This window comes from Streptomyces sp. NPDC058459, from assembly GCF_042721685.1.
GTDB lineage: Bacteria > Actinomycetota > Actinomycetes > Streptomycetales > Streptomycetaceae > Streptomyces.
Genome location: NZ_JBHXLV010000055.1, coordinates 1 through 23,405, shown reverse-complemented (window position 1 = coordinate 23,405; position 23,405 = coordinate 1). Strand labels below are relative to the sequence as shown.

The window sequence follows — 23,405 nt, the reverse complement described above, 5'->3', positions numbered from 1 at the left end:
CTGCTTCTTGTCCGGGTGAGCGCGCCGACCGTACCGTCTAACAGGCTTCCCGATGCCCCACGAACCCCCGTTCTCCCGGTGAGGATCACGCATGCGCACCGCCCTGCTCCAGAGCTCCGGCCGCCCCGGTTCCGTCGCCGAGAACCTCAAGGTCCTCGACGAGGCCGCAGGGCGTGCCGCCGAGGCGGGCGCCGGGCTGCTGGCCGCACCGGAGATGTTCCTGACCGGGTACGCGATCGGCGACCAGATCCCGCACCTCGCGGAGCCCGCCGACGGCGACTCGGCCGACGCCGTCGCCGACATCGCCGGCCGGCACGGCCTGGCCGTCGTCTACGGCTACCCCGAGCGTGACGGCGACACGGTGTACAACTCCGCCCAGCTCGTCTCCGCCGAGGGCGCCCGGCTCGCCAACTACCGCAAGACCCACCTCTTCGGCTGCTTCGAGCGCGACCACTTCACGCCGGGCGGGCGGCAGGTCGTCCAGGCCGAGCTGAACGGTCTCACCGTGGGCCTGCTGATCTGCTACGACGTCGAGTTCCCGGAGAACGTCCGCGCCCACGCGCTGGCCGGCACCGACCTGCTGATCGTGCCGACCGCGCAGATGCACCCGTACCAGTTCGTGCCGGAGTCGGTGATCCCGGTGCGCGCCTTCGAGAACCAGCTGTACGTGGCCTACGTCAACCGGGTCGGCCAGGAAGGGGAGTTCGAGTTCGTCGGGCTGTCCACCCTGGCCGGGCCCGACGGGGTGGCCCGGGTCCGCGCCGGGCGCTCCTCGGCCGAGCTGGTGTTCGCCGACGCCGACCCCGCCTTCCTGGCCGCCTCCCGCGAGGCCAACCCGTACCTGAACGACCGCCGTCCCGGTCTGTACGGCTCGCTCACCGCCTGAACCTCCCGCCCCCCTTCGTCAGCCTCTTCGCAGTTCTTCCGCGCTAGGAGTCCGTACCCCATGACGTCCACGGTGCCCAACGCCGTCGAGCACGCCGACGAGCTGCAGCCGCCGATCACCATGTTCGGCCCGGACTTCCCCTACGCCTACGACGACTTCCTCGCCCACCCGGCGGGGCTCGGCCAGATACCGGCGACCGAGCACGGCACCGAGGTCGCCGTCATCGGCGGCGGGCTGTCCGGCATCGTCGCCGCGTACGAGCTGATGAAGATGGGGCTGAGGCCCGTCGTCTACGAGGCCGACCAGCTCGGCGGCCGGCTGCGCACGGTCGGGTTCGAGGGCTGCGACGAGTCGCTGACCGCCGAGATGGGCGCGATGCGCTTCCCGCCGTCCTCCACGGCCCTCCAGCACTACATCGACCTCGTCGGCCTGCACACCCGGCCCTTCCCGAACCCGCTGGCCGAGGGCACCCCGTCGACCGTGGTGGACCTCAAGGGCGAGTCGCACTACGCGGAGACCGTCGACGACCTGCCGCAGGTCTACCGGGATGTCGCCGCCGCGTGGAACAAGTGCCTGGAGGAGGGCGCCGACTTCTCCGACATGAACCGGGCCATGCGCGAGCGGGACGTGCCGCGCATCCGGGAGATCTGGGCGAAGCTGGTCGAGAAGCTCGACAACCAGACCTTCTACGGCTTCCTCTGCGACTCCGAGGCGTTCAAGTCCTTCCGGCACCGCGAGATCTTCGGCCAGGTCGGCTTCGGCACCGGCGGCTGGGACACCGACTTCCCCAACTCCATCCTGGAGATCCTGCGCGTCGTCTACACCGAGGCCGACGACCACCACCAGGGCATCGTAGGCGGCTCCCAGCAGCTTCCGCTGCGCCTGTGGGAGCGCGAGCCGGAGAAGACCGTCCACTGGCCCCACGGCACCTCGCTGGCCTCGCTGCACATGAACGGCGAGCCCCGGCCGGCCGTGACCCGGCTGAACCGCACCTCCGGCAACCGGATCACGGTCACCGACGCGAACGGCGACATCCGCACCTACCGGGCGGCCATCTTCACCGCCCAGTCCTGGATGCTGCTCTCCAAGATCGCCTGTGACGACTCGCTCTTCCCGATCGACCACTGGACCGCGATCGAGCGCACCCACTACATGGAGTCCTCCAAGCTCTTCGTGCCGGTGGACCGGCCGTTCTGGCTGGACAAGGCCGTCGACGACAGGGGGAACCCGACCGGCCGGGACGTCATGTCGATGACGCTCACCGACCGCATGACGCGCGGCACCTATCTGCTGGACGAGGGCCCGGACAAGCCGGCCGTCATCTGCCTCTCCTACACCTGGTGCGACGACAGCCTGAAGTGGCTGCCGCTGTCCGGGCAGGAGCGGATGGAGGTCATGCTGAAGTCGCTCGGCGAGATCTACCCGAAGGTCGACATCCGGAAGCACATCATCGGCAACCCGGTGACCGTCTCCTGGGAGAACGAGCCCTACTTCATGGGCGCGTTCAAGGCCAACCTGCCCGGCCACTACCGCTACCAGCGCCGCCTGTTCACCCATTTCATGCAGGACCGGCTGCCCGAGGACAAGCGGGGCGTCTTCCTCGCCGGTGACGACATCTCCTGGACGGCCGGCTGGGCCGAGGGCGCGGTCCAGACCGCGCTGAACGCGGTCTGGGGCGTCATGCGGCACTTCGGCGGCGAGACCGACCCGACCAACCCGGGCCCCGGCGACGTGTACGACGAGATCGCGCCCGTCGAACTCCCCGAGGACTGAGCCGGAGCGGGTGCGGCCGGGGGCTCAGATCCCGGCCGCGCGCGCCTTCTCGTACAGCTCGGCGGCGGTGTCCTTCAGCTCGGCCGCGTCCCGCGCCTCGCTCTGGAAGTCGAGGAGTATCTCCGCGTCCGGGACGATCCCGGTGTGCGCCGCGATGTCGGCCACGATCTGGTCGGTGTCCCCCTCGAACAGCGGACGGTCCGCGCCGGTACGCGGCTCGGGGGTCACGCGCGCGTTCACCCGGACGACCGTGCGGACCGGGTCCGTACGGCCGCGTTCCTCGGCCAGTTCGCTCAGGTCGCGCCACTGGGCGGTGAGCTGCTCCGGACCGTAGGCGCCCGGCAGCCAGCCGTCGGCCCGGTCCACCAGCCGCCGCATCGCCCGCCGGTTCGTCGCCGCCAGCAGGACCGGGACGGGCCGCACCGGTTTCGGTCCGACGATCGCGGAGGCGATGTCGGTGGTCTTGCCGTGATGGACGACCGGATCGGGACCCCACACCGCCCGGCACACCGCGATCACCTCGTCCAGCGCGGCGCCGCGCTCCTCGAAGGGGAGCACCCCCGAAGCCGCGTACTCGTCCAGCGACCAGCCCGTGCCGAACCCCGCGATGACCCGGCCGCCGCTCACCACGTCCAGCGTGGCCAGGGACTTGGCGAGCTGGAACGGCAGGTGCAGCGGGGCCACCAGCACGCTGGAGCCCAGCTCGGCCCGTGAGGTCGCGGTCGCGGCCAGGGTGAGGGTGAGCAGCGGGTCGGCCACGCCCCGGTACGCGTCCGGCCAGGGCAGCCCCGGTATGCCGTACAGCCCCTGGGTGGCGGGCTCCGGGACCAGGGCCCGCTCGAAGACCCACAGGCTGTCGTAGCCGATCTCCTCGGCGGCGCGCGCCACGTCGGGCACGTCCCTGCCGAGGTCGTACTGGCGCGTCTGGGGAAGGCCGAGGCCAAGCCTGGTCGTCATACCGGTGCTCCTTCGCGTCGGGATGCCCCCTCAACGCGCGGCCCTCGCCCGGCTGTTCCTGAAGTCACCCGATGGAGTGACTTCAGGCCACCTCAGGCCACCTCAGGCCCGGAGGTCCCCGAGTTCCCCGAGTTTCCCGAGTTCCCCGAGTGGGGTGAGCAGCATCCGGCCCGCGAAGCCGACCGCCGTGTCCAGCCGGTCGGTGAACTCCTCGGCCATGTCGCCGCAGCGGCGCAGCGCCCACAGCACCCGGGCCGCCGACCAGGTGGCGTCGCGGGCCCGCTCCAGGCTCCACGCGCCCAGCAGATGGGTGATCGGGTCCGCGAGCTGGAGCAGGTCGGGACCCGGCATCAGATCCTCGCGGATGCGCTCCTCCAGCGCGGCCAGCAGTTCGCCGACCCGGTCGAACTCGTCCTCCAGCTCGGCCGGGGCGCACCCCAGCGCCTCGCAGGTGTCGACCACGGCGAGCGCCAGATCGTGCCCGATGTGCGCGTTGACGCCGGCCAGCGCGAACTGCAGCGGCCGGACGCCGGGATGGCGGCGCAGCTGGAACAGCGGGCGCCAGCAGGCGGGCGGACGGCGGTCCTTCGCGACCGCGTCCACGGCCGCGAGGTACCGCTCGGCGAACCGGGCGTCCAGCGCGGCCGCCGCGCACGGGTCCGCGAACTCCCCGGCGTCCATCCGCCGGTCCACCTCCTCGGTGACGGTGAGGTAGACCCGGTTGAACACGGCGACCCCGTCCCGCCCCGGCAGCTCCGCGTCGAGCGCGCGCATCCGGGACAGGACGGCGTCGACGGGGGCGGTGGAGTATCGCGGCGGCGCCATGGGGGAAGGGTGGCAGCCGCGCACCGGGCGGCGGGCCGACCGGCCCGGGGCTTCGCCGGAACGAGCGAACGCCGGGCCGGTACGGGTGCCGCTACGGCTTGCCGGGGCCGTCCGCCGGCTCGTCGTACTGCGACGTGCCCTCGTCCAGCAGCGGTTCCCGCGTCTTCAGGTGGGCCGGGGCGAAGGCGCGCAGGGTGTGGTAGCCGGTGATGACGACCAGGGTGCCCAGCGCGATGCCACTCAGCGAGAAGGTGTCGGTGAACTTCATGGTGACGTTGCCGACGCCGATGATGATGCCCGCGGCCGCCGGGACCAGGTTCAGCGGATTGCGCAGGTCCACCTCGCCGTGCAGCCAGATCTGCGCGCCGAGCAGACCGATCATGCCGTACAGGATGACGGTGATGCCGCCGAGGACGCCGCCGGGGATGGCGGCCACCACCGCGCCGAACTTGGGGCAGACGCCGAACAGCAGGGCGAAGCAGGCGGCGGCCCAGTAGGCGGCCGTGGAGTAGACGCGGGTAGCGGCCATCACGCCGATGTTCTCGGAGTAGGTGGTGTTGGGCGGCCCGCCGACCGCGGTGGACAGCACCGAGGCGACGCCGTCCGCCGAGATCGCGGTGCCGAGCCTGTCGTCCAGAGACTCGCCGGTCATCTCGCCGACCGCCTTGACGTGGCCCGCGTTCTCGGCGACCAGCGCGATCACCACGGGCAGCGCGACCAGGATCGCCGACCACTGGAAGGACGGCCCGTGGAAGGTGGGCAGCCCGGTCCAGTCCGCCTTGGAGACACCGGACAGGTCCAGGCGCCAGTGGTCGGTGACCTTGCCGCTCGCGTCCGCCGAGTGGATCCTGCCGAAGGTCAGGTCGAAGATCCAGGAGATGAGATAGCCGAAGACCAGGCCCAGGAAGATGGCGATACGCGACCAGAAGCCGCGCAGGCAGACCACGGCCAGACCCGTGAACAGCATCACCAGCAGCGCCGTCCACTGGTCCTGCGGCCAGTACGTCGTGGCGGTCACCGGGGCCAGGTTGAAGCCGATCAGCATGACCACGGCGCCCGTGACGATCGGCGGCATCGCGGCGTGGATGATCCGCGCGCCGAACTTCCGCACCGCGAGACCCACCAGGAACAGCACCACGCCGACCACGAGGATCGCGCCGGTCACCGTCGCGCTGCTGCCGCCGTCCGCGCGGATCACGGCGGCGACACCCACGAAGGACAGCGAGCAGCCCAGGTAGCTGGGGACCCGGCCGCGCGTGGCGAGCAGGAAGATCACCGTCGCCACACCCGACATCATGATCGCCAGGTTGGGGTCCAGGCCCATGAGGACGGGGGCGACGAAGGAGGCGCCGAACATCGCCACGACATGCTGGGCGCCCAGGCCCACCGTGCGCGGCCAGGTCAGCCGTTCGTCGGGGCGTACCACCGCTCCGGGGGCGGGGGACTTCCCGTCACCGTGCAGCTTCCAGCGCACGCCGAGGTCCATGGTGGGGTTTCGCTTTCTCTGTACCGACGAGGGTCCGCACCATTGTCAGGGGTACGGAAGGGCGCTTGGCGCCCGCGGTGCCTCTCGTGCGCCGGGAACCGGTGTCCGGTGAGCCCGGCCTGACCAGGGGAGTTGCCCTCCAGTGGTCCTGAGCGGTCGCTTAGTATGTCGGTGTCCGGGGACGCGCCCCGCCCTGCCCTGCCCGTCTGCCCCGTCCGTCACGTCCGTCACGTCCAGGAGTGCTGCCCATGACCGCCGAAGCCCCGACAGCCCCCGTCGTCCCGTACGGCCAACTGGTGCCCGTCGCCGTGCACTTCGACGATCTGGACGCCCTCGGACTCCTGCACAACGCCCGCTGCCCGCTGCTGGTCGAGCGCGCCTGGACCGAGCTGTGGAACGGCCACGGAATACGGTTCGACGGCGACTGGGCGGCGGCGGGCGACGCCTGCAACGCGGTGCGCGAACTCGTCATCGGTTATGAGGCGCCCGTCACCCGCCCCGGCACCTACGCCGTCCACCTCTGGCTGGAACGGCTCGGCACCACATCCCTCACCTACGGGTTCCGGCTCTGCTCGGCCGACGGTGCCACCACCTACGCGCGCGGCACCCGCGTCCTGGTCCGGCTGGACGCGGGCACGCTGCGGCCCGCGCCCTGGAGCGAGGGGTTCAGGCAGGCGGGCCGGGAACTGCTGCGGCCTGCCGGCTGACCTCGGTGCCGCCGCGCTCGGCGGTGCGCAGCACGCCCGCGAACCCGGCCAGGGCGCAGGCCAGCACGGTCACCACGACGAACGACACGGTCAGGCTGGTCGCCTGCGCCACCCCGCCGATCAGGCTCGGCGCGACCAGCCCCGAGGTGTAGGTGATGGTGGCGACGCCCGCGATGGCCTGGCTCGGGTTGGGACCCGAGTGCCCGGCCGCCGCGAAGCACAACGGGACGACCACCGCGATGCCGAGCCCCATCAGCGCGAAGCCCGTCATGGCCAGCGGGGGCCGGTCCGCGAGGACCACCAGCAGGCCGCCCACCCCGGCGAGCAGGCCGCCCGTCCGGACCGTGCGGACCGCCCCGAACCGGTTCACCACCGCGTCCCCGGCGATCCGGGCGACGGCCATGGTCAGCATGAACCCGGTCGTGGTCGCGGCCGCCACGCCCGGCGAGCCGTCCAGCCGGTCCCGCAGGAACACCGCCGACCAGTCCATGCTGGCCCCTTCCGCGAACACCGCGCAGAAGCCGACCGCGCCGATCAGCAGGGCCGAGCGCGGTGGCAGCGCGAACCTCGGCGGCGGCTCCTCGTCCTCGGCGGCCTGCACGTCCAGCACCCAGGCGCAGGCCAGTTGGCCCAGCACGGTGAGCACGGCGGCGGCCAGGAGATGGTGCAGCCGGGCGTCCGAGCCCAGGTGGGCGGCGAGCGTGCCCGCCGCCGAACCGATCAGCGCGCCCGTGCTCCACATGCCGTGCAGGCCCGACATGATCGACTTGCCGAGCAGTCGCTCGACCTCCACCCCGAGCGCGTTCATCACCACGTCCGCCGTGCCGGAGGCGGCGCCGTAGGCGAACATCCCCAGGCACAGCGTCAGCAGGTTCGGTGCCAGCGAGGGCAGCACCAGCGAGAGGGTCCACAGCGCGAGCAGCCCGCGCAGGGCGGTACGGCTGCCGAAGCGGTGGCTGATCCGGCCCGCCAGCGGCATCGCGACCGAGGCACCGAGCGCGGTGAAGGCGAGCGCGAACCCGAGCTGGCCCGCGCTGAGCCCGGCATGGTCCTGAATCCAGGGCACGCGGGTGGCGAAGGAGCCCGTCACGGCGCCGTGCACGGCGAACACGGCGGCCACGGCGTACCGGGCGCGCCTGACCTCGCCGGCCGGCCGGCTCACGTCACCCATCTTCGGTCCCTCCCCGGGGAGTCGTCCGCTGTACCGTCCTCGGCACCCGCGCAAACTATCAGGGACCCTGCCTGATAGATAGAGTGCGTCCGGCAGCCCGGTCTCTGGGAGGATTCCCGTCATGCCCGCATCACCGAGCACCGCACGGGCCATCAACGACCGGCTCGCCCTGCGGCTGTTGCAGCAGGAGGGCCCGCTGACGGCGGGACAGCTCAAGCAGCTGACCGGGCTGTCCCGGCCGACCGTGAGCGACCTCGTCGAGCGCCTCTCCGTCTCCGGACTGATCAGGGTGGTGGGGGAGTGGGGCGAGCAGCGCCGGGGCCCCAACGCCCGGCTGTACGGCATCGCCGCCGACCGCGCCCACCTGGCCGCCCTCGACGTGCGCACCGGGGGAGTCCTGGTGCTCGTCTCCGACCTCGTGGGGCGGGTCCTCGCGGAGCTGGCCGTGCCCATCGACGCGGACTCCGGGACCGGGCCCGCCGTGGAGCAGGCGGTCGCGGCGGTGGAGGAGACCGCGCGGAAGGCGGGTCCGGACGTCTGGACCGGGCTCCACACCGTGGGCATCGGCGCGCCCGGCCTGGTCGACCCCGCCACCGGTGACCTGCGCGACTCCAGCGGGCTTCCCGCCTGGCACCGCAGCCTGGCCGTCGCGCTCCAGCGGAGGCTGCCCGAGGCGCGGGTCACCGTGGAGAACGAGACCAACCTCGCGGCCCTCGCCGAGCAGCGCGAGGGTGCCGCCCGTGACCGGGACACCTTCGTCCTCCTCTGGCTCGGTCACGGCGTCGGCGCCGCCGTGGTCCTCGACGGCCACCTGCGCCGGGGCGCCTCCGGCGGCACGGGCGAGATCGGCTTCCTGCCCGTCCCCGGCACCGGCTCGCTGCCCTCCGCGACCGACTGCGAGGGCGGCTTCCACGCCCTGGCGGGTGCGGCGGCGATCGGCGCGCTCGCCCGCGAGCACGGGCTGGCGGTGCCGGGCCCGCTGGACGGGCCGGGCGCCGCGCGGGTGGTCGCGGAGTCGGTCCTCGCCGCTGCCGCGCCCGCCGGACATTTCCTCGACGCCCTCGCCCACCGTCTCGCCATCGGCGTCGCCGCCGTGACCGCGATCCTCGACCCCGGCTGCGTGGTGCTCGGCGGCGAGGTCGGCCAGGCCGGGGGAGAGGCGCTCGCGGCGCGGGTCGGCGCCCGGCTGGAGCGGATGTCCCCGCTGGCCACCGAGGTCCGGGCCGGCACCCTCGGGGGCGCGGCGGTGCTTCGGGGCGCCCTGCTGACGGCCCGCGACCGGGCGCAGGACGAGCTGTTCGGGCGGTAGGGCGCCTCCAGCGGCGGGCGCCGCGTGCCCGTGGCGGCGAGGCAGGCGCGGGCCGGTGAGGGCACGGAACGCATCTCGGGGCCGCGCATGTCGGGTGCACGTCCTGCGGGGAGGGCCGACTCGGGCAGGCGCTCGGCCGTTTCGGCGACCCTCGACCGGCTGGCCCGCCAGTCCGGCCCGGAGCAGGGCCGACGGGGGCGCGGTCAGCTCGAAACGGGGCATGCCCGGCTGGTGGGAACCCGGCGGCGGGCAAGGGCCTTCGTCACCACCGCCGGGTCCGGTCGCACCATAAGAGGACTAGACCAGTACGGTCAATAGGTCCGGACCAAGCTCAACTCCCTTGTTGTCCAGGCGCGTTGCTCCGCGCCTTCGCTCGAAGGGGTGGGCTGTGAGGCAGCACACACCAATCACCTGTATGGCCGACGGGCGGGCGTGGCAGACTTGCGGTGTACCAGAAGCAGCGCACTCCGGGGTCGGTGAAAGTCCGAACCGGCGGTTACAGTCCGCGACCCGGTCGCTTCCAGCGGCCGGTTGACCAGGTGAAATTCCTGGACCGACGGTTAAAGTCCGGATGGGAGGCAGTGCGCGGCGGGCGGGCATCACCATGCGCGCCGCCGTATTCCGGTCCCGTCCTCATCCGGACGGGTCCCCTTCGGCGTCGTACCCGGTGCGCCCCACCCGTCCATGCCGTCGTCATCGACCGGCCCCCGGAGTCCGTGCCCGAAGAGGCAGGAGGACCGGGGACGTGTTCACCGGAATCGTGGAAGAGCTGGGCGAGGTCACCGCCGTCGAGAATCTCGGCGACGCCTCCCGTTTCCGGCTCCGTGGCCCCGTCGTCACCGAAGGCGCGCGGCACGGGGACTCCATCGCCGTCAACGGCGTCTGTCTCACCGTGGTCGACCACGAGGGCGACGAGTTCACCGCCGACGTGATGGCCGAGACCCTGAAGCGGTCCAGCCTCGGCGCCCTCGCCGTCGGCTCCCGGGTCAACCTGGAGCGTCCCACCGCCGTCGGTGCCCGCCTCGGCGGCCACATCGTGCAGGGCCATGTCGACGGTTCCGGTGAGGTGCTCGCCCGTACCCCGTCCGAGCACTGGGAGATCGTCAGGATCTCGCTGCCCGCCGCCCTCTCCCGCTACGTCGTGGAGAAGGGCTCCATCACGGTCGACGGCATCAGCCTCACCGTGGTCGAGGCGGGCCCGGACTTCTTCACCGTCAGCCTCATCCCCACCACCCTCGCCCTGACCACGCTGGGTCACAAGCAGCCCGGCGACCCGGTCAACCTCGAAGTGGACGTCATCGCCAAGTACGTCGAGCGGCTGCTCGCGTCCGGACAGGAGGCAGGGGCGTGAACCCGCTCAACACCGAGGCGTTCACCCTGTTCGGCCAGCACATCCTCTGGTCGGACATGATCGGCAACCTCTTCGGCCTGGCCGCCCTCGCGCTCGGCTGGCGCCGCTCCCTCCTGACCTGGCCGGTCCAGTTCGTCTCCGGCCTGATCCTGTTCGCCGCGTTCTACGGCCACCTCACCGGCAGCGCGGGCAAGCAGGTCGTCGTCATGGCGGTCGCCGTGTACGGCTTCTGGCAGTGGAGCCGGGGCCGCGGCAAGACCGCGGACGGCCACATCACCCCCCGCTTCGCCACCTGGCGAGAACGCGCCGCCATGATCACGGCGGCCGCAGCCGGCACCGTCGCCGTCGCGCTGCTCTTCACCGCGTACCCGTCCCTGTCCTGGGACCCCTGGCCGGACGCCTACATCTTCGTCGGCACCATCGTCGCCATGTACGCCCAGGCCAAGGGCATGGTCGAGTTCTGGTTCGCCTGGCTGCTGGTCGACGTGGTCGGCGTCCCGCTCAACTTCGCGGGCGGCTACGCCTTCTCCGGCTTCGTCTACGTGATCTACGGCGCGCTCGTCCTGTGGGGCATGCGCGACTGGTGGCTGCGCTCCCGCAGGAGCACGCGGCCCGTCCTGGAAGGAACGCCCGCATGACCTCGGCACCCCCGCTGCACCCCACCGACAGCATCGAAGACTTCCGGCTCGACCCCGTCGAGCAGGCCATCGCCGACATCGCCGCGGGCCGCCCCGTCGTCGTCGTGGACGACGCGGACCGCGAGAACGAGGGCGACCTCGTCATCGCCGCCGAGAAGGTCACCCCCGAGATCGTCGCCTTCATGATGAGCGAGTGCCGGGGCCTGATCTGCGCCCCCGTGGAGGGCGCCGAACTCGACCGGCTGAAGCTGCCGCAGATGGTCGAGGACAACACCGAGCCGATGAAGACCGCCTTCACCGTCTCCGTGGACGCCTCGCCCCCGCACGGCGTGACCACCGGCATCTCCGCCGCCGACCGCGCCACCACCCTGAAGCTGCTGGCGAGCGGCACCGCCCGGCCCACCGACCTGGTGCGCCCCGGCCACATCTTCCCGCTGCGCGCCCGGGAGGGCGGTGTCCTCGTCCGCGACGGCCACACCGAGGCCGCCGTCGACCTCGCCCGCCTCGCCGGACTGCGCCCCGCGGGAGCCATCGTGGAGATCGCCGGCGAGGACGGCCGGATGCTGCGCCTGCCCGAGCTGATCCCGTTCGCCCGCAAGCACGGGCTGACGATCATCTCCATCGCGGACCTCGTCACCCGTCTCCGTACCCCCGAGAAGCCCGGCGAGCAGGCCGTGGCAGCCGTCGCGCCCACCGTCCGCCGCGAGGCCGAGACGAGCCTGCCCACCCGGCACGGCAACTTCACCGCCTACGGCTACCGCGCCCCCGACGGCGTCGAACACGTCGCCCTCGTCCATGGCGATCTCGGCGACGGCACCGGCGTGCTCGCCCGCGTCCACTCCGAGTGCCTCACCGGCGACGTCTTCGCCTCCCTGCGCTGCGACTGCGGCCCCCAGCTCGACGCCGCCCTCGCCCGCGTCCACGCCGAGGGCCGGGGCGTCGTCGTCTACCTGCGCGGCCACGAGGGACGCGGCATCGGCCTGCTGTCCAAACTGCGCGCCTACGAACTCCAGGAGCGCGGCCGGGACACCCTGGACGCCAACCTGGAACTCGGCCTCCCCGCGGACGCCCGCGACTACGCGGCCGGCGCCCAGATCCTCGCCGACCTCGGCGTGCGTGACGTCCGCCTGATGACCAACAACCCCGACAAGACCGACGCGCTCACCCGGCACGGTATCCAGGTCACCGGCCGCGAGCCGATGCCGGTCCACGCCGACGAGCACAACGTCCAGTACCTGCGCACCAAGCGCGACCGGATGGGCCATGACCTGCCCTGGCTGGACACCCCCGCCGTGTCCACCTGCGGCAACCAGTGAACGAACCGAGCGAACAGCGCGAAGGAGCAAGGAGCAACGTGAGCGGCAAGGGTGCACCGGAACTGTCCGTACGCAACGTCAGCGACCTGAGGGTCGCCGTCATCGCGGCGCAGTGGCACGACAAGGTGATGGACGGCCTGGTGGACGGCGCCCTGCGCGCCCTGCACGACCTCGGGATCGACGAGCCGACCCTGATCAGGGTCCCCGGCAGCTTCGAACTCCCCGTCGCCGCCAAGGCCATGGCGGACCGCGGCTACCACGCGGTCGTCGCCCTCGGCGTCGTCATCCGCGGCGGCACCCCGCACTTCGAGTACGTGTGCCAGGGCGTCACCCAGGGCCTCACCCAGGTCTCCGTGCAGACCGGCGTCCCCGTCGGCTTCGGCGTCCTCACCTGCGACACCGAGGAGCAGGCCCTGGACCGGGCCGGCATCGAGGGCTCCCGCGAGGACAAGGGCCACGAGGCGGTCACCGCGGCGGTGGCCACGGCGGCCACGCTGCGTTCGGTGTCCGAACCCTGGCACTGAGACACCGCCCGGACCGCGTAGGGTGAGGACCACCATGTCCAATAAGACGTTCGAGGAGCTGTTCACCGAGCTCCAGCAGAAGGCAGCCACCGGCGACCCCGCCACCTCCCGCACCGCCGAACTGGTCGGCAAGGGCGTCCATGCCATCGGCAAGAAGGTCGTCGAGGAGGCCGCCGAGGTCTGGATGGCCGCCGAGTACGAGGGCAAGGAAGCGGCCGCCGAGGAGATCTCGCAGTTGCTCTACCACGTCCAGGTGATGATGGTCGCCCGCGGCATCTCGCTGGACGACGTCTACGCCCACCTGTGATCCGTCGCCCCGCACATCCCGCCCACCGCACCACCCCGCCACACGAAGGAAGCCGACCTCATGCTGCGCATCGCCGTCCCCAACAAGGGTTCCCTGTCCGGACCTGCGGGGGACATGCTGCATGAGGCCGGCTACCGGCAGCGCCGGGAGTCCAAGGAACTGCGGACCGTGGACCCGGTGAACGAGGTCGAGTTCTTCTACCTGCGCCCCCGGGACATCGCCATCTACGTGTCCTCCGGGCGGCTCGACATCGGCGTCACCGGCCGTGACCTGCTGATCGACTCCGGCGCCGAGGCCGAGGAGATCCTGCCGCTCGGCTTCGCCCGTTCCACCTTCCACTTCGCCGCCAAGCCCGGCACCGCCGCCAGCGCGGCCGACCTCAAGGGCCGCACGGTCGCCACCTCCTACGAGGGCATCGTCGGCCGCCACCTCGCCGACAACGCCATCGACGCCTCCGTGGTCCACCTCGACGGCGCGGTGGAGACCGCGATCGAGCTGGGCGTGGCGGAGATCATCGCGGACGTGGTCGAGACGGGCACCTCGCTGCGCAACGCCGGCCTCGAGGTCTTCGGCGAGCCCATCATGAAGTCCGAGGCCATTGTCATCCGCCGCACCGGCGCGGACGCCGAGGACCCGAAGGTCCAGCGGTTCCTGCGCCGCCTCCAGGGCGTCCTGGTCGCGCGGACCTACGTGATGATGGACTACGACTGCCGCGTGGAGCAGCTGGAGAAGGCCGTGGCCCTCACCCCCGGCCTGGAGTCCCCGACCGTCTCCCCGCTGCACAACGAGGGCTGGGTCGCCGTCCGGGCCATGGTCCCCACCGACGACGCGCAGCGGATCATGGACGACCTGTACGCCATCGGCGCGCGGGCCATCCTGACCACGGCCATCCACGCCTGCCGCCTCTGAGGAACCCGAACCACATGTCCGAGCCTCCCCAGCCCCCCGCCCAGCCACACCTGCCGGTCACCTTCCGGCCGGGACGCACCCGGGTGATCCTGCTCACCGCCGGCGTGGCGCTCTTCGCGGTCGTCGCCGCCATCGCCCTGCTGCTGGACCTCAACCCGGGGGAGCGGCTCACCTTCATCCTCACCGGGGCCCTCATGGCCTGGGTGCTGGCCCGGCTGGCCCGGGTGAAGATCGTCGCCGAGCGGACCGGCGTCACCGTGGTCAACATCGCGGGCAGCCGGCGCCTGGACTGGGCCGAGATCGTCCGGGTCAACCTGCGTCCCGGCGATCCCTGGGTGTTCCTCGACCTCAGCGACGGCACCAGCCTGGCCGCGCTCGGCATCCAGCCCGGCGTCGCCAGGCAGCGCGCCATCGCCGACGCGCGGACATTGCGTACCCTGGTGGAGCAGCACGCGCCGCGCGATCCGGAACTGCCCGGCGCCTGAGTCCCAGACGGGCTCAGGGCCCTCGGGGTTCCGGATCGGGGGCCGTTCAGGGGTGGCCGCCCTTGCCGCACCCGCCCCGGTCTTGACTAATCTGTTGGCGGAGGCGTTTCCACAGCGCCTCCGCCTCCGTCGTGCCGAGCCCGGCGCGCGGAGGTTTTCCCTGCTATCCGAGGAGTGACCCTCTCCGGCGATGGACGGATCGTCCTGTAGTACCTGCGCCGCCCCCTGCCGACATACCGCGGACGCGGTCCGCGCGCACGCGGAGGCGGCGGCATCATGAGCACCCCCCTGCTGCTCCTCGGAGCGGCCTTCCTGCTGATCCTCGCCAACGGATTCTTCGTGGCCGCCGAGTTCGGCCTCGTCACCGTCGAGCGCCAGGACGCCGAGCGGGCAGCGGCCGAGGGCGACATACGCGCCCGTACGGTCGTGGAGTCGCTGAAGGAACTCTCCTTCCAGCTCTCCGGCACCCAGCTCGGCATCACCATCACCTCGCTGGTCGTCGGCATGCTCGCCGAACCGGCCCTGGCGGAGCTGCTCGGCGGCCCGTTCCGCGCGCTCGGTGTCCCCGGCGGCGCCGTCTCCGGGGTCGCCGTGGTCGTCGGCATGCTGCTGGCCTCCGCGGTCCAGATGGTCGTCGGCGAACTGGTCCCCAAGAACTGGGCGGTCTCCAAGCCGCTCCAGGTGGCGCGGTTCGTCGCGGGCCCGCAGCACCTGTTCTCCCGGCTCTTCCGGCCGGTGATCTCGGTGCTCAACACGGTCGCCAACCGGCTGGTGCGCGCCCTGGGCGTCGAGCCGGCCGACGAGCTTGCCTCCGCCCGCACCCCCGGCGAGCTGGTCTCCCTGGCCCGGCACTCCGCCCAGGCCGGGGCCCTGGAGCAGGACACGGCCGACCTGTTCGTCCGCACCCTGTCCCTCGGCGACCTGACCGCCCAGCACGTCATGACGCCCCGGGTGAAGGTCAGCGCGCTCCAGGACTCGGCCACCGCCGAGGACGTCGTCAACCTCACCCGGGCCACCGGTCTGTCCCGCTTCCCCGTCTACCGGGAGAAGATCGACGAGATCGTCGGCATGGTCCACCTCAAGGACGCCCTGGCGGTCCCGGCGCACGAGCGCCTGCGCACCCCGGTCGCCCGGATCGCGGGCAAGGCGCTGCTGGTCCCCGAGACCCTGCCGGTGCGCCCCCTGCTGACCCGGCTGCGCAGCGAGCAGCCCATCGCGGTCGTCGTCGACGAGTACGGCGGCACCGCGGGCGTGGTCACCCTGGAGGACATCGTCGAGGAACTGGTCGGCGAGGTCCGCGACGAGCACGACCGCCAGGTGGTGCCCGAAGTCGCCCCCGCCCCGCCCGAGGACGGCCGCCCCGCGTGGGACGTGGACGGCGGCTGCCGCGTCGACGTCCTCACCCGCATCGGCCTGGACGCCCCCGAGGGGCCCTACGAGACCGTCGCCGGGCTTGTCGCCGACCTGCTCGGCCGTATCCCGGCGCCCGGCGACCGGGCCGAACTGCCCGGCTGGCGGCTGTCCGTGCGCCAGGTCAGCCACTACCGCGCCGAGCGGGTCCGCCTGGTCCGGACGGCGCCCGCCGCCCAGCCGACGGAGGCCACCCGATGAGCGTCGTCCAACTCCTTTTCGCCGCGCTGCTCGTCCTCGCCAACGGATTCTTCGTCGGCGCCGAGTTCGCGCTCGTCTCCGTCCGCCGCAGCCAGATCGAGCCGCTCGGCACCGTCCGCGCCCGCCAGGTGCTGCACGGTCTGGAGCGGCTGCCGCAGATGATGGCGGCCGCCCAGTTCGGCATCACCGTCTGCTCGCTGACCCTCGGCGCGGTGGCCGAGCCGACCGTGGCCCAGCTCCTGGAGCCGGTGTTCGAGGCGGCCCGTCTTCCCGAGGGTGTGATCCACCCGCTGGGCTATGTGATCGCGCTGGCCGCGGTGGTCTTCTTCCACCTGGTCATCGGCGAGATGGTGCCGAAGAACCTGGCCATGGCCGCGCCCGAGAAGGCCGCGCTGTGGCTCGGCCCCGGCCTGGTGTACTTCGCCCGCATCTGCAAGCCCGTCACCGTGGCGCTCGGCGCCTGCGCGCAGGGCATCCTGCGCCTCTTCCGCGTCGAGCCCAAGGACGAGGTCGAGGCCGTCGTGACCAGCGAGCAGCTCAACCGCCTGCTGGAGGACTCCGGCCAGGCCGGGCTGCTCGACCCGGAGGCGCAGGAGCGGCTTGAGGACGCGCTGGAACTGGGCTCCCGCCCGGTCACCGACGTCCTGCTCAGGCGCGAGACCCTCGTGACGGTGCCGCCGTCGGTGACACCGGGGGAGATCGTCGAGCTGACCGCGCGCACCGGCTACTCTCGCTTCCCGGTGGCCGCCGGGACAGGCGCCTTCATGGGGTACGTGCACGTCAAGGACGTCCTCGACCTGGAGGACTCCGACCGCGCCGTGCCGCAGCACGTGTGGCGTCCCATGGCCACGCTCAGGGCGGAACTCCCGCTGGACGACGCGCTGACCGTCATGCGCCGGGCCGCCACGCATCTGGCCCAGGTGGCGGACGCCTCCGGCCGGGTGCTGGGCCTGGTCGCGCTGGAGGACGCGCTGGAGCTGCTGGTGGGCGAGGTCCACGATCCGGCCCACCCGGACACCCCGGAGGAGCCCGCCCCGAAGAAGGAACCGGTGCCGCTGCGCACCGCCCGGCCCCGGCAGAGCGGCGATCCGGAACAGGCGCTGGCCACCTAGGCCGAGCCGAGCCGCGGGACCCGTCACATCGCCGACGGGTCCTGCGGTGCCCGGCCCGACAGCACCTCGCCGTACGCCTGCATCAGGTCCGGCAGCCGCAGGGTGGCCAGATCCTCACGGGACAGCGCGCCCGGACAGGTGGACAGCCGCAGATCCCGGTACGCGCAGCTCTTCTCGTACATCGTGCGCAGGAAGCGGCCGTTGCCCAGTTCGTCGATCCAGCCCTGGTCGACCACGTGTCCGGCGATGGAGCGCAGCTCCTCCACCGCCTCCTCGTCCCACTCGTCACGGTTCTCTGCTGCGAGGACCCGCCCGATCTCGGTGAGTTCGGCGGGGCGGTAGGAGGGGAAGTCGACGCGGGTGGTGAAGCGGGAGGACAGGCCGGGGTTGGCCGCCAGCAGCCGGTCCATGCCCTCGGGGTAGCCGGCGAGGATCACCACCAGATGGTCCCGGTTGTCCTCGGCCCGCTTCAGCAGCACCTGGAGCGCCTCGTCGCCGTACGCGTCGCCCTTGCCGTAACCTGAGTTGGACAGCGCGTACGCCTCGTCCACGAAAAGGACCCCGCCGATGGCCGAGTCGATCAGTTCGTTGGCCTTCACGGCGGTCTGGCCCAGGTACTCCCCGACCAGGTCGGCCCGCTGCGCCTCCACGAGGTGGTCGCCGCCGAGCAGGCCGAGGGCGTAGAAGACCCGGCCGAGGATGCGGGCCACCGTGGTCTTGCCGGTGCCGGAGGGGCCGGAGAAGACGAAGTGCCGTTTCGGCGGCTGCACCGGGAGCCCCTGTCCGGCGCGCAGCCGGGCCATGTTCAGCTGCGCCGAGAGCGCCTTCACCTGCCGTTTGACGGGCTCCAGTCCCACCATGCGCTCCAGCTCCGCGAGCGCTTCCTCCAGCAGGGCCGGATCGGTCGGCCCGGCCGGCAGGTGCGAGGAGGTGACACCGCTCTTCACCCGGACCGCCCGGTCCCCCGCCGAGGGGAGCGGTCCGGCCGGCAGCTCGGGCTCGGAGAGCCGGAGATCGCGGCCCTCGGTGCCGAACAGCGGGTCGAGGGAGTCGGGGCCGTCCATCGTGTCCTGCCCGGCGCCGGACAGGGTGACCGCCGCGAAGTCGGCGGGGTCGTCGTACCCGTCGCCCTCGGCGATGGCGGCGAGCCGGGCCGAGGTGTCCATGAAAGCCGGGTCGACCCGGTGCACGGCCCGGTACAGCGGCAGGGCGGCGGCGCTGCGGCCGGTGCCCTCGTGGGCGCGGGCCAGCCAGTACCGCAGCTCCTTGCGCTGCGGCTGTTCGCTGCGGCAGCGCATCAGGGCGGCCGAGAGCAGCGGCTCGGCCTGCCCGTACGTCTCCAGCCGGACCCGGGCCATGCCGCCGAACAGACCCGCCTCTATCCCGAGCAGGGGGTCGTCGAGCAGCGGGTCGGTGTGCCGGACCAGCTGGTCCCAGTCCTTGACCAGATAGGCGCGGCAGGCGTGCAGGAACCGCACCTGCGGGTCGGTGTCCACGGGCGGCAGCCCGGCCAGCGCCCGGTCCAGCTCCGGCACATGGCGGCCGTCCAGCCAGTGCGAGGCGTGCGCGAGCAGCAGATCGCGGGGGCTCTCCAGCACCGGCTGCACCCACCAGCCCAGCCAGTACCAGGAGTTGAGGGAGCGGCGGTGCCGGGCGCGCTGCTCGCCGAAGCGGTCGCGGTGCCGGAACATCCGGATCAGCGCGGTGGTCGTGTCCACCCTGAGCGCGTGCAGTCCGAGCCAGGCGTCGGCCATCCCCGGGTCCAGCCGCGCCGCGGCGCGGAACTCCTCCTCCGCCTGCGGGTAGGCGCCCATCGTGTAGGCGTCCACACCTCGCGTCCAGGCGAGGTCGGCCGGGGCCTCGGGGCCCCGCGTGCCGAAGTCCATCACGTCCCCCACGAACCATGCCCCCCGTTGGTTGCCCACCGGGCAGGCGCTCGGCGGTCTCCGCCGGTCGAACCGCTGTACCGCGGACCGGAGTTGCAGGTGCGCGAGGCAGCCGCTCGAAGGTCGCACCGAGGGCATCGTACCCGTGGGACGACCGGCTGCCGAAGGGTGCCGCAGACGGCGTTCGACGAGGTGGGAGCACGCGGGGCGCACGGGGCGCGGTCACCGAGGGTGATCAGATCGGTGCGCCCGGCTCCTCGGAAGGTGGCCCGGGGCAGTACGAAGCCCCCGATCACGGGGGAACGATCGGGGGCTTCGTGTCTGCGGACGGCCCGCGAAGGACCGTGTGCAGAGAACGTAAGACCTGTACGGGGGGCAGGTCAAGCGGAGTTGGGGTCACGAACGAACTTTCGGGGCGGGCGTCTTCACAAGTTCAGCACATAGCGGATGGGTCCTCACCCTGCGTGATGACGCGGGTGGGTCGAGCCCGGCCGGGGTCGGTCAGCGGGGGCTCGCGGGCCCTGGCAGCACCTCGTACTCCGCCTGCGTCGCGCACACTAGGAGGTCCGCGTGAGGGCGCGAGGGGTCGGCGGCGAAGTGCGCGCGCTCCGCCTCGGTCCAGCCGTCCCAGAACTCCCGCTGCGCGGCGCCGTCCCGGCGGCGGCCGCGCGCCCAGGCTTCCCGCGCGGGCAGCTCCATCCACAGCAGCGCCGCGAGGTGCGGACGCAGCGCCCGGCGCCCCGCTCCCACGCCCTCGACCAGGATCAGCGGGGCCGGCGGCAGGGTGCGGAGCGGGCCGAAGGCGCGCAGGTTCCAGTCGTAGGGGGCGTACCGCGCGCTCTCGCCACGGCTCAGCGGCTCGATCACCTCGGCGGTGAACCGGGCGGTCCAGGCGAAGAGTCCGGCATGGCTGGCGATGTCGTCCAGGTGCAGCACCGGCACCCCGCCGAGCGCGGCGGCCAGCCGCCCGGCGAACGTGGACTTCCCGGAGCCCGCGTGCCCGTCGACGCCGATCAGCCGGACCGGCCCCAGCGACGGGGGGAGGCCGCGCAGACGGCCGGTGAGCTGGTGAATGTCGATTCCCGAGGTGTGGTGCGGTGTGGGGGAGTTCTGCCGGAAACAGTCTAGTAGGGGCCGATGGCGGCGGTACTCTGCGGCCGGAAAAACCCGACTTCGTGCCGGGTCCGCTGACTAAAGGTCAATCGTTGGAGATTTTCACCGGGAATCCGCCGACCGAAATGTGAAATTAGGCGTTCCAGGCGCGTCGGCCGGTGAGTAAGGTGCGTCCTGCACAACTGCGACGCGTCGTACCGGGACGGACAGGGGAGCATGGCCGCGGAGTTATTCGAGGGGCAGTACATCTGGCACCCGGCGGCCGACGACCGCGTTCTGGCGAGCGTCTGCGTCGACGTCCGCGCCGGACGTCATCGCTACGCCTGCGAGGCCCTCGCCGAGACGCGGTCCGATTTCGCCCTGCGCGCCCACCGCTCGCTGGTGCTGGCCTCGGAGGCGGCCGGCACCGACCTCGTGGAGCGCTGGCTCGGCGAGGAGCCGTCGCCCGAGGCCGCGCTGATGTGGGCCCGCGTGGCCGTCCAGCGCGCGATACGGGCCGCCGACGCGCGCGACGAACGGGCCGAGGCGCTGGAGCGGATCGCGCTGACCGCCTGCGAGAGTGCCGCCGCCCTCGCCCCCGGCGACCCCACGCCCTGGGTCGCCAAGCTGGCCATGGCCCGGCTGCACCAGCTGCGTGAACCCGCGCCGCAGGGGCTGCTCACCGCGCCGCCGGGCCCCTGGCGGCTGTTCGCCCACATCCTGTCCCTGGACCCCTGGCACCGCGAGGGCCACCACCGCTTCCTCTCCTTCTTCTTCACCCGGCACGGCGGCTCGGTCAACGCCGCCTGGGACGTGGCCGCCTTCCTCAGCCAGCGCGCGCCCGCCGACTCCGCGCTCAGGCTGCTGCCGCTGGTCGCGCTGGTGGAGAGCTACAACCCCACCCAACTCCTCGCCGACCGGGTCTGGGAACAGCCGCAGTGGCGCTCCACCGCGCTGGCCGTGTATCGCAACTGGCTGCCCACGGTGCCCCGTTCCCGGTTCACCCCGGTCCTCGACCTGGCCTACCTCGCGCACGCGCTGGTCATGGGCCAGAGCGAGTTCGAGGCACGCGCGGTGTTCGCGGCGATGGGGCCCTACGCCTCGCGCATGCCCTGGAGCGCCTTCGGAGACCCCGCCGAACAGCTCTCCCGGGCCCGGCGCGCCTGCGGCCTGCCCGTCCCCGGACCCGACTGAGAGCCGCACCTGTGCCACTTCGCTGTGCCCACCCCCCCAACAGAAAGGCAGATCGATGTCGGAACGGATATCGCCGCCGGAGCCCAAGACTCCGGCGTCCCCGGCGGTGTGTGACGACGACGCCACCCTGCACGCGATGGGTTATCCGCGTGCGCTCACGCGCCGATTCAAGGCGTTCGACAATTTCGCGATCTCCTTCACCATCATCAATATCCTCTCGGGTATTTTCTCGTCCTTCGGATTCGGCCTGAACGCGGGCGGCCCCCGTATTCTCGTGTTCGGCTGGATCGGGGTCTCGGTGATGGTGCTGTTCATCGGCGCCGCCATGGCGGAAGTCGCCTCCGCCTATCCGACGAGCGGCGCGCTGTATTTCTCCGCCGGTAAGCTCGCCAAGCGGCACAAGGGCGCCTGGTCCTGGTTCACCGGCTGGCTGAACTTCGTAGGCCAGATCGGCGGCACCGCCGCCACGGGTTACGCCGCCGCCACCTTCATCCAGGCGTTCGTCGCGCTGCAGTGGCCGTCGTACGAGCCCACCGCCCACCAGACGGTGCTGATCACCGCGCTGATCATCGTGCTCCAGGGGCTCGCCAACACCTACACCGTCCAGCTCGTCGCGCTGCTGAACCGGATTTCCGTGTGGTGGCTGCTGGTCGGACTTGTGGTGATCGTGGGCGCACTCGCCGTGATTCCCGATCACCACCAGTCGGCGTCCTTCGTGACGCATTTCCAGAACAACACCGGTTTCACCAACGGTCTTTACGGCGGCATGCTGGGCCTGCTGGTCACCAGCTGGACCTTCACCGGCTTCGACGGCAGCTTCCACATGTCGGAGGAAACGGTCCAGGCGACGGTCAACGCGCCGAAGGGCATCACCCGCGCCATCGGCTATTCGGCGATCACCGGCCTCATCCTGATGCTCGCGCTGGTCTACAGCATCGGTGACTACGCCAAGGTGGCAGGTTCGGACGCCCCGCCCGTCCAGATTCTCATCGACGCGCTCGGCCTCGGCACGGCCAAGGCCATGCTGCTCATCGTCATCGGCGCCATGCTCTTCTGCGGCCTCGCCAATCTCACCAGCAACACCCGGCAGATCTTCGCCTTCTCGCGGGACGGCGCGATGCCCGGCTCCCGCTGGTGGCACTCGGTCTCCACGCGCACCCGTACGCCCGTCAAGGCGGTGTGGCTCGCCGTCGGCTGCTCGCTCGCCCTGGTGGTGCCCGGCTGGTGGTCCCACACGGCGTTCACCGCGATCGTCAGCGTCAACGTGGTCGGGCTGTTCCTCGCCTACGCGGTGCCGATCTTCCTCCGGCTGCGCCTCGGCGACGAGTTCCAGCCCGGTCCCTGGCACCTGGGCCGCTGGGGCCGGCTGATCGGCTGGGTCGCGGTGATCTGGATTCTGCTCAGCAGCGTCCTGTTCATGCTCCCGCAGGCGTCCCCGATCACCGCGGACTCCTTCAACTACGCGCCGATCGCGCTGGCGGCCGTCCTGCTCATCGCCACGGTGTGGTGGTTCACCACGGCCCGCCGCCGCTTCCAGGGCCCGGTCAGCTACGGCCGCCCCGACGAGGTCGCGGCGATGGACCTGGTCTGACCCTGACAAGCGTCAGCTGAGCCTTTGCTGACATGAGCCTGCCATGGCGGGCTCATGTCAGCCAGTGGTGGAGACCAATGATCATGGGCGCGGCATGCGCCGAAGTGCTGGCAGGGGCATGCCGCCTGCTCCATAGTGGGCGCACGACCGTTCACCTGAACCGTCCTGACCCGGACACCTGGGGGTAGTCGCGCCCATGAGCAGAGCCCAGCAGCCGTCCCGCCGGACCGTCCTCGCCGCAGCCGTCGCCGTCGCGGGGGCCGCCGGTACGGTGC

The 23,405-nt window shown here is 72.0% G+C and carries 20 protein-coding genes, 1 pseudogene and 1 riboswitch; of the genes and pseudogenes, 15 read left to right on the top strand and 6 right to left on the bottom strand.

Annotated elements, in window-relative coordinates:
• Positions 1 to 91 precede the first annotated feature (91 nt).
• Entirely contained in the window at positions 92 to 886 is a 795-nt protein-coding gene (locus tag ACFWN1_RS13450) for a carbon-nitrogen hydrolase family protein (RefSeq protein ID WP_384360757.1), read from the top strand.
• A 60-nt stretch (positions 887 to 946) separates the two neighbouring features.
• Positions 947 to 2,659, top strand: coding sequence for a flavin monoamine oxidase family protein (locus tag ACFWN1_RS13445; protein WP_384360754.1), 1,713 nt, complete (start codon positions 947 to 949; stop codon positions 2,657 to 2,659).
• 24 nt (positions 2,660 to 2,683) lie between these two features.
• Here the strand turns inward: ACFWN1_RS13445 and ACFWN1_RS13440 are convergent, their stop codons facing one another.
• From ACFWN1_RS13440 to ACFWN1_RS13430, 3 genes are all read right to left on the bottom strand, one after another.
• On the bottom strand, positions 2,684 to 3,616 hold the full coding sequence (locus ACFWN1_RS13440; protein ID WP_384360752.1) for a TIGR03619 family F420-dependent LLM class oxidoreductase: 933 nt from the start codon (positions 3,614 to 3,616) through the stop codon (positions 2,684 to 2,686).
• Positions 3,617 to 3,718: 102 nt separating this feature from the next.
• Complete coding sequence (locus tag ACFWN1_RS13435; protein WP_384360750.1) at positions 3,719 to 4,441, bottom strand: DUF5995 family protein; 723 nt, start codon at positions 4,439 to 4,441, stop codon at positions 3,719 to 3,721.
• A gap of 91 nt (positions 4,442 to 4,532) precedes the next feature.
• Positions 4,533 to 5,927, bottom strand: a complete 1,395-nt coding sequence (locus ACFWN1_RS13430; protein WP_384360747.1) for a uracil-xanthine permease family protein — start codon at positions 5,925 to 5,927, stop codon at positions 4,533 to 4,535.
• A gap of 248 nt (positions 5,928 to 6,175) precedes the next feature.
• Here ACFWN1_RS13430 and ACFWN1_RS13425 point away from each other — a divergent pair, with 248 nt between their 5' ends.
• Positions 6,176 to 6,634 (top strand): acyl-CoA thioesterase, encoded by a 459-nt coding sequence (locus ACFWN1_RS13425; RefSeq protein ID WP_384360745.1) that lies wholly within the window; start codon positions 6,176 to 6,178, stop codon positions 6,632 to 6,634.
• On the opposite strand, the gene ACFWN1_RS13420 is transcribed toward ACFWN1_RS13425, so the two are convergent.
• The gene (locus ACFWN1_RS13420; protein WP_384360743.1) at positions 6,594 to 7,805 is read right to left on the bottom strand and encodes an MFS transporter; all 1,212 of its coding nucleotides are present in this window, start codon (positions 7,803 to 7,805) and stop codon (positions 6,594 to 6,596) included. The two genes, ACFWN1_RS13425 and ACFWN1_RS13420, sit on opposite strands and share 41 nt — an antisense overlap.
• Positions 7,806 to 7,926: 121 nt before the next feature.
• On the opposite strand from ACFWN1_RS13420, the gene ACFWN1_RS13415 reads away from it, so the two are divergent.
• The 10 genes from ACFWN1_RS13415 to ACFWN1_RS13370 all read left to right on the top strand — a co-directional run bounded on the left by ACFWN1_RS13415 (position 7,927) and on the right by ACFWN1_RS13370 (position 17,367).
• Positions 7,927 to 9,114 (top strand): ROK family transcriptional regulator, encoded by a 1,188-nt coding sequence (locus ACFWN1_RS13415; protein WP_384360741.1) that lies wholly within the window; start codon positions 7,927 to 7,929, stop codon positions 9,112 to 9,114.
• 458 nt (positions 9,115 to 9,572) lie between these two features.
• Positions 9,573 to 9,703: riboswitch (FMN riboswitch) on the top strand.
• Between the two features lie 156 nt (positions 9,704 to 9,859).
• Entirely contained in the window at positions 9,860 to 10,465 is a 606-nt protein-coding gene (locus ACFWN1_RS13410; RefSeq protein ID WP_384360739.1) for a riboflavin synthase, read from the top strand.
• Positions 10,462 to 11,103 carry a nicotinamide riboside transporter PnuC gene (locus tag ACFWN1_RS13405; RefSeq protein WP_384360737.1) on the top strand — a complete coding sequence of 214 codons (642 nt, stop codon included), beginning with the start codon at positions 10,462 to 10,464 and terminating at the stop codon, positions 11,101 to 11,103. Before ACFWN1_RS13410 ends, ACFWN1_RS13405 begins: the two co-directional genes overlap by 4 nt.
• The gene (locus ACFWN1_RS13400) at positions 11,100 to 12,419 is read left to right on the top strand and encodes a bifunctional 3,4-dihydroxy-2-butanone-4-phosphate synthase/GTP cyclohydrolase II (protein ID WP_384360735.1); all 1,320 of its coding nucleotides are present in this window, start codon (positions 11,100 to 11,102) and stop codon (positions 12,417 to 12,419) included. The genes ACFWN1_RS13405 and ACFWN1_RS13400 overlap by 4 nt, the downstream gene beginning before the upstream one ends.
• A gap of 38 nt (positions 12,420 to 12,457) precedes the next feature.
• Positions 12,458 to 12,943 (top strand): 6,7-dimethyl-8-ribityllumazine synthase, encoded by a 486-nt coding sequence (gene ribH / locus ACFWN1_RS13395; protein WP_384360733.1) that lies wholly within the window; start codon positions 12,458 to 12,460, stop codon positions 12,941 to 12,943.
• 34 nt (positions 12,944 to 12,977) lie between these two features.
• On the top strand, positions 12,978 to 13,250 hold the full coding sequence (locus ACFWN1_RS13390) for a phosphoribosyl-ATP diphosphatase (protein WP_018534786.1): 273 nt from the start codon (positions 12,978 to 12,980) through the stop codon (positions 13,248 to 13,250).
• Positions 13,251 to 13,310: 60 nt separating this feature from the next.
• Positions 13,311 to 14,159, top strand: a complete 849-nt coding sequence (gene hisG / locus ACFWN1_RS13385; protein ID WP_384360731.1) for an ATP phosphoribosyltransferase — start codon at positions 13,311 to 13,313, stop codon at positions 14,157 to 14,159.
• Between the two features lie 14 nt (positions 14,160 to 14,173).
• Entirely contained in the window at positions 14,174 to 14,644 is a 471-nt protein-coding gene (locus ACFWN1_RS13380; RefSeq protein WP_384360729.1) for a PH domain-containing protein, read from the top strand.
• 276 nt (positions 14,645 to 14,920) lie between these two features.
• Positions 14,921 to 16,255: a hemolysin family protein gene (locus tag ACFWN1_RS13375; RefSeq protein ID WP_384360726.1), complete on the top strand. Its 1,335-nt coding sequence runs from the start codon at positions 14,921 to 14,923 to the stop codon at positions 16,253 to 16,255.
• Positions 16,252 to 17,367, top strand: a complete 1,116-nt coding sequence (locus ACFWN1_RS13370; RefSeq protein ID WP_384360724.1) for a hemolysin family protein — start codon at positions 16,252 to 16,254, stop codon at positions 17,365 to 17,367. The genes ACFWN1_RS13375 and ACFWN1_RS13370 overlap by 4 nt, the downstream gene beginning before the upstream one ends.
• A gap of 23 nt (positions 17,368 to 17,390) precedes the next feature.
• Here ACFWN1_RS13370 and ACFWN1_RS13365 read toward each other — a convergent pair whose 3' ends face one another.
• Together ACFWN1_RS13365 and ACFWN1_RS13360 are read right to left on the bottom strand one after the other, a co-directional pair.
• A complete protein-coding gene (locus ACFWN1_RS13365) occupies positions 17,391 to 19,253 on the bottom strand; it encodes an AAA family ATPase (RefSeq protein ID WP_384360722.1) in 1,863 nt (620 codons plus the stop codon).
• Positions 19,254 to 19,686: 433 nt separating this feature from the next.
• Positions 19,687 to 20,327: pseudogene (locus tag ACFWN1_RS13360) on the bottom strand (uridine kinase).
• A 255-nt stretch (positions 20,328 to 20,582) separates the two neighbouring features.
• Here ACFWN1_RS13360 and ACFWN1_RS13355 point away from each other — a divergent pair.
• The gene (locus ACFWN1_RS13355) at positions 20,583 to 21,539 is read left to right on the top strand and encodes a hypothetical protein (RefSeq protein WP_384360720.1); all 957 of its coding nucleotides are present in this window, start codon (positions 20,583 to 20,585) and stop codon (positions 21,537 to 21,539) included.
• A 55-nt stretch (positions 21,540 to 21,594) separates the two neighbouring features.
• Complete coding sequence (locus ACFWN1_RS13350) at positions 21,595 to 23,130, top strand: amino acid permease (protein WP_384360718.1); 1,536 nt, start codon at positions 21,595 to 21,597, stop codon at positions 23,128 to 23,130.
• Positions 23,131 to 23,405: the final 275 nt, after the last annotated feature.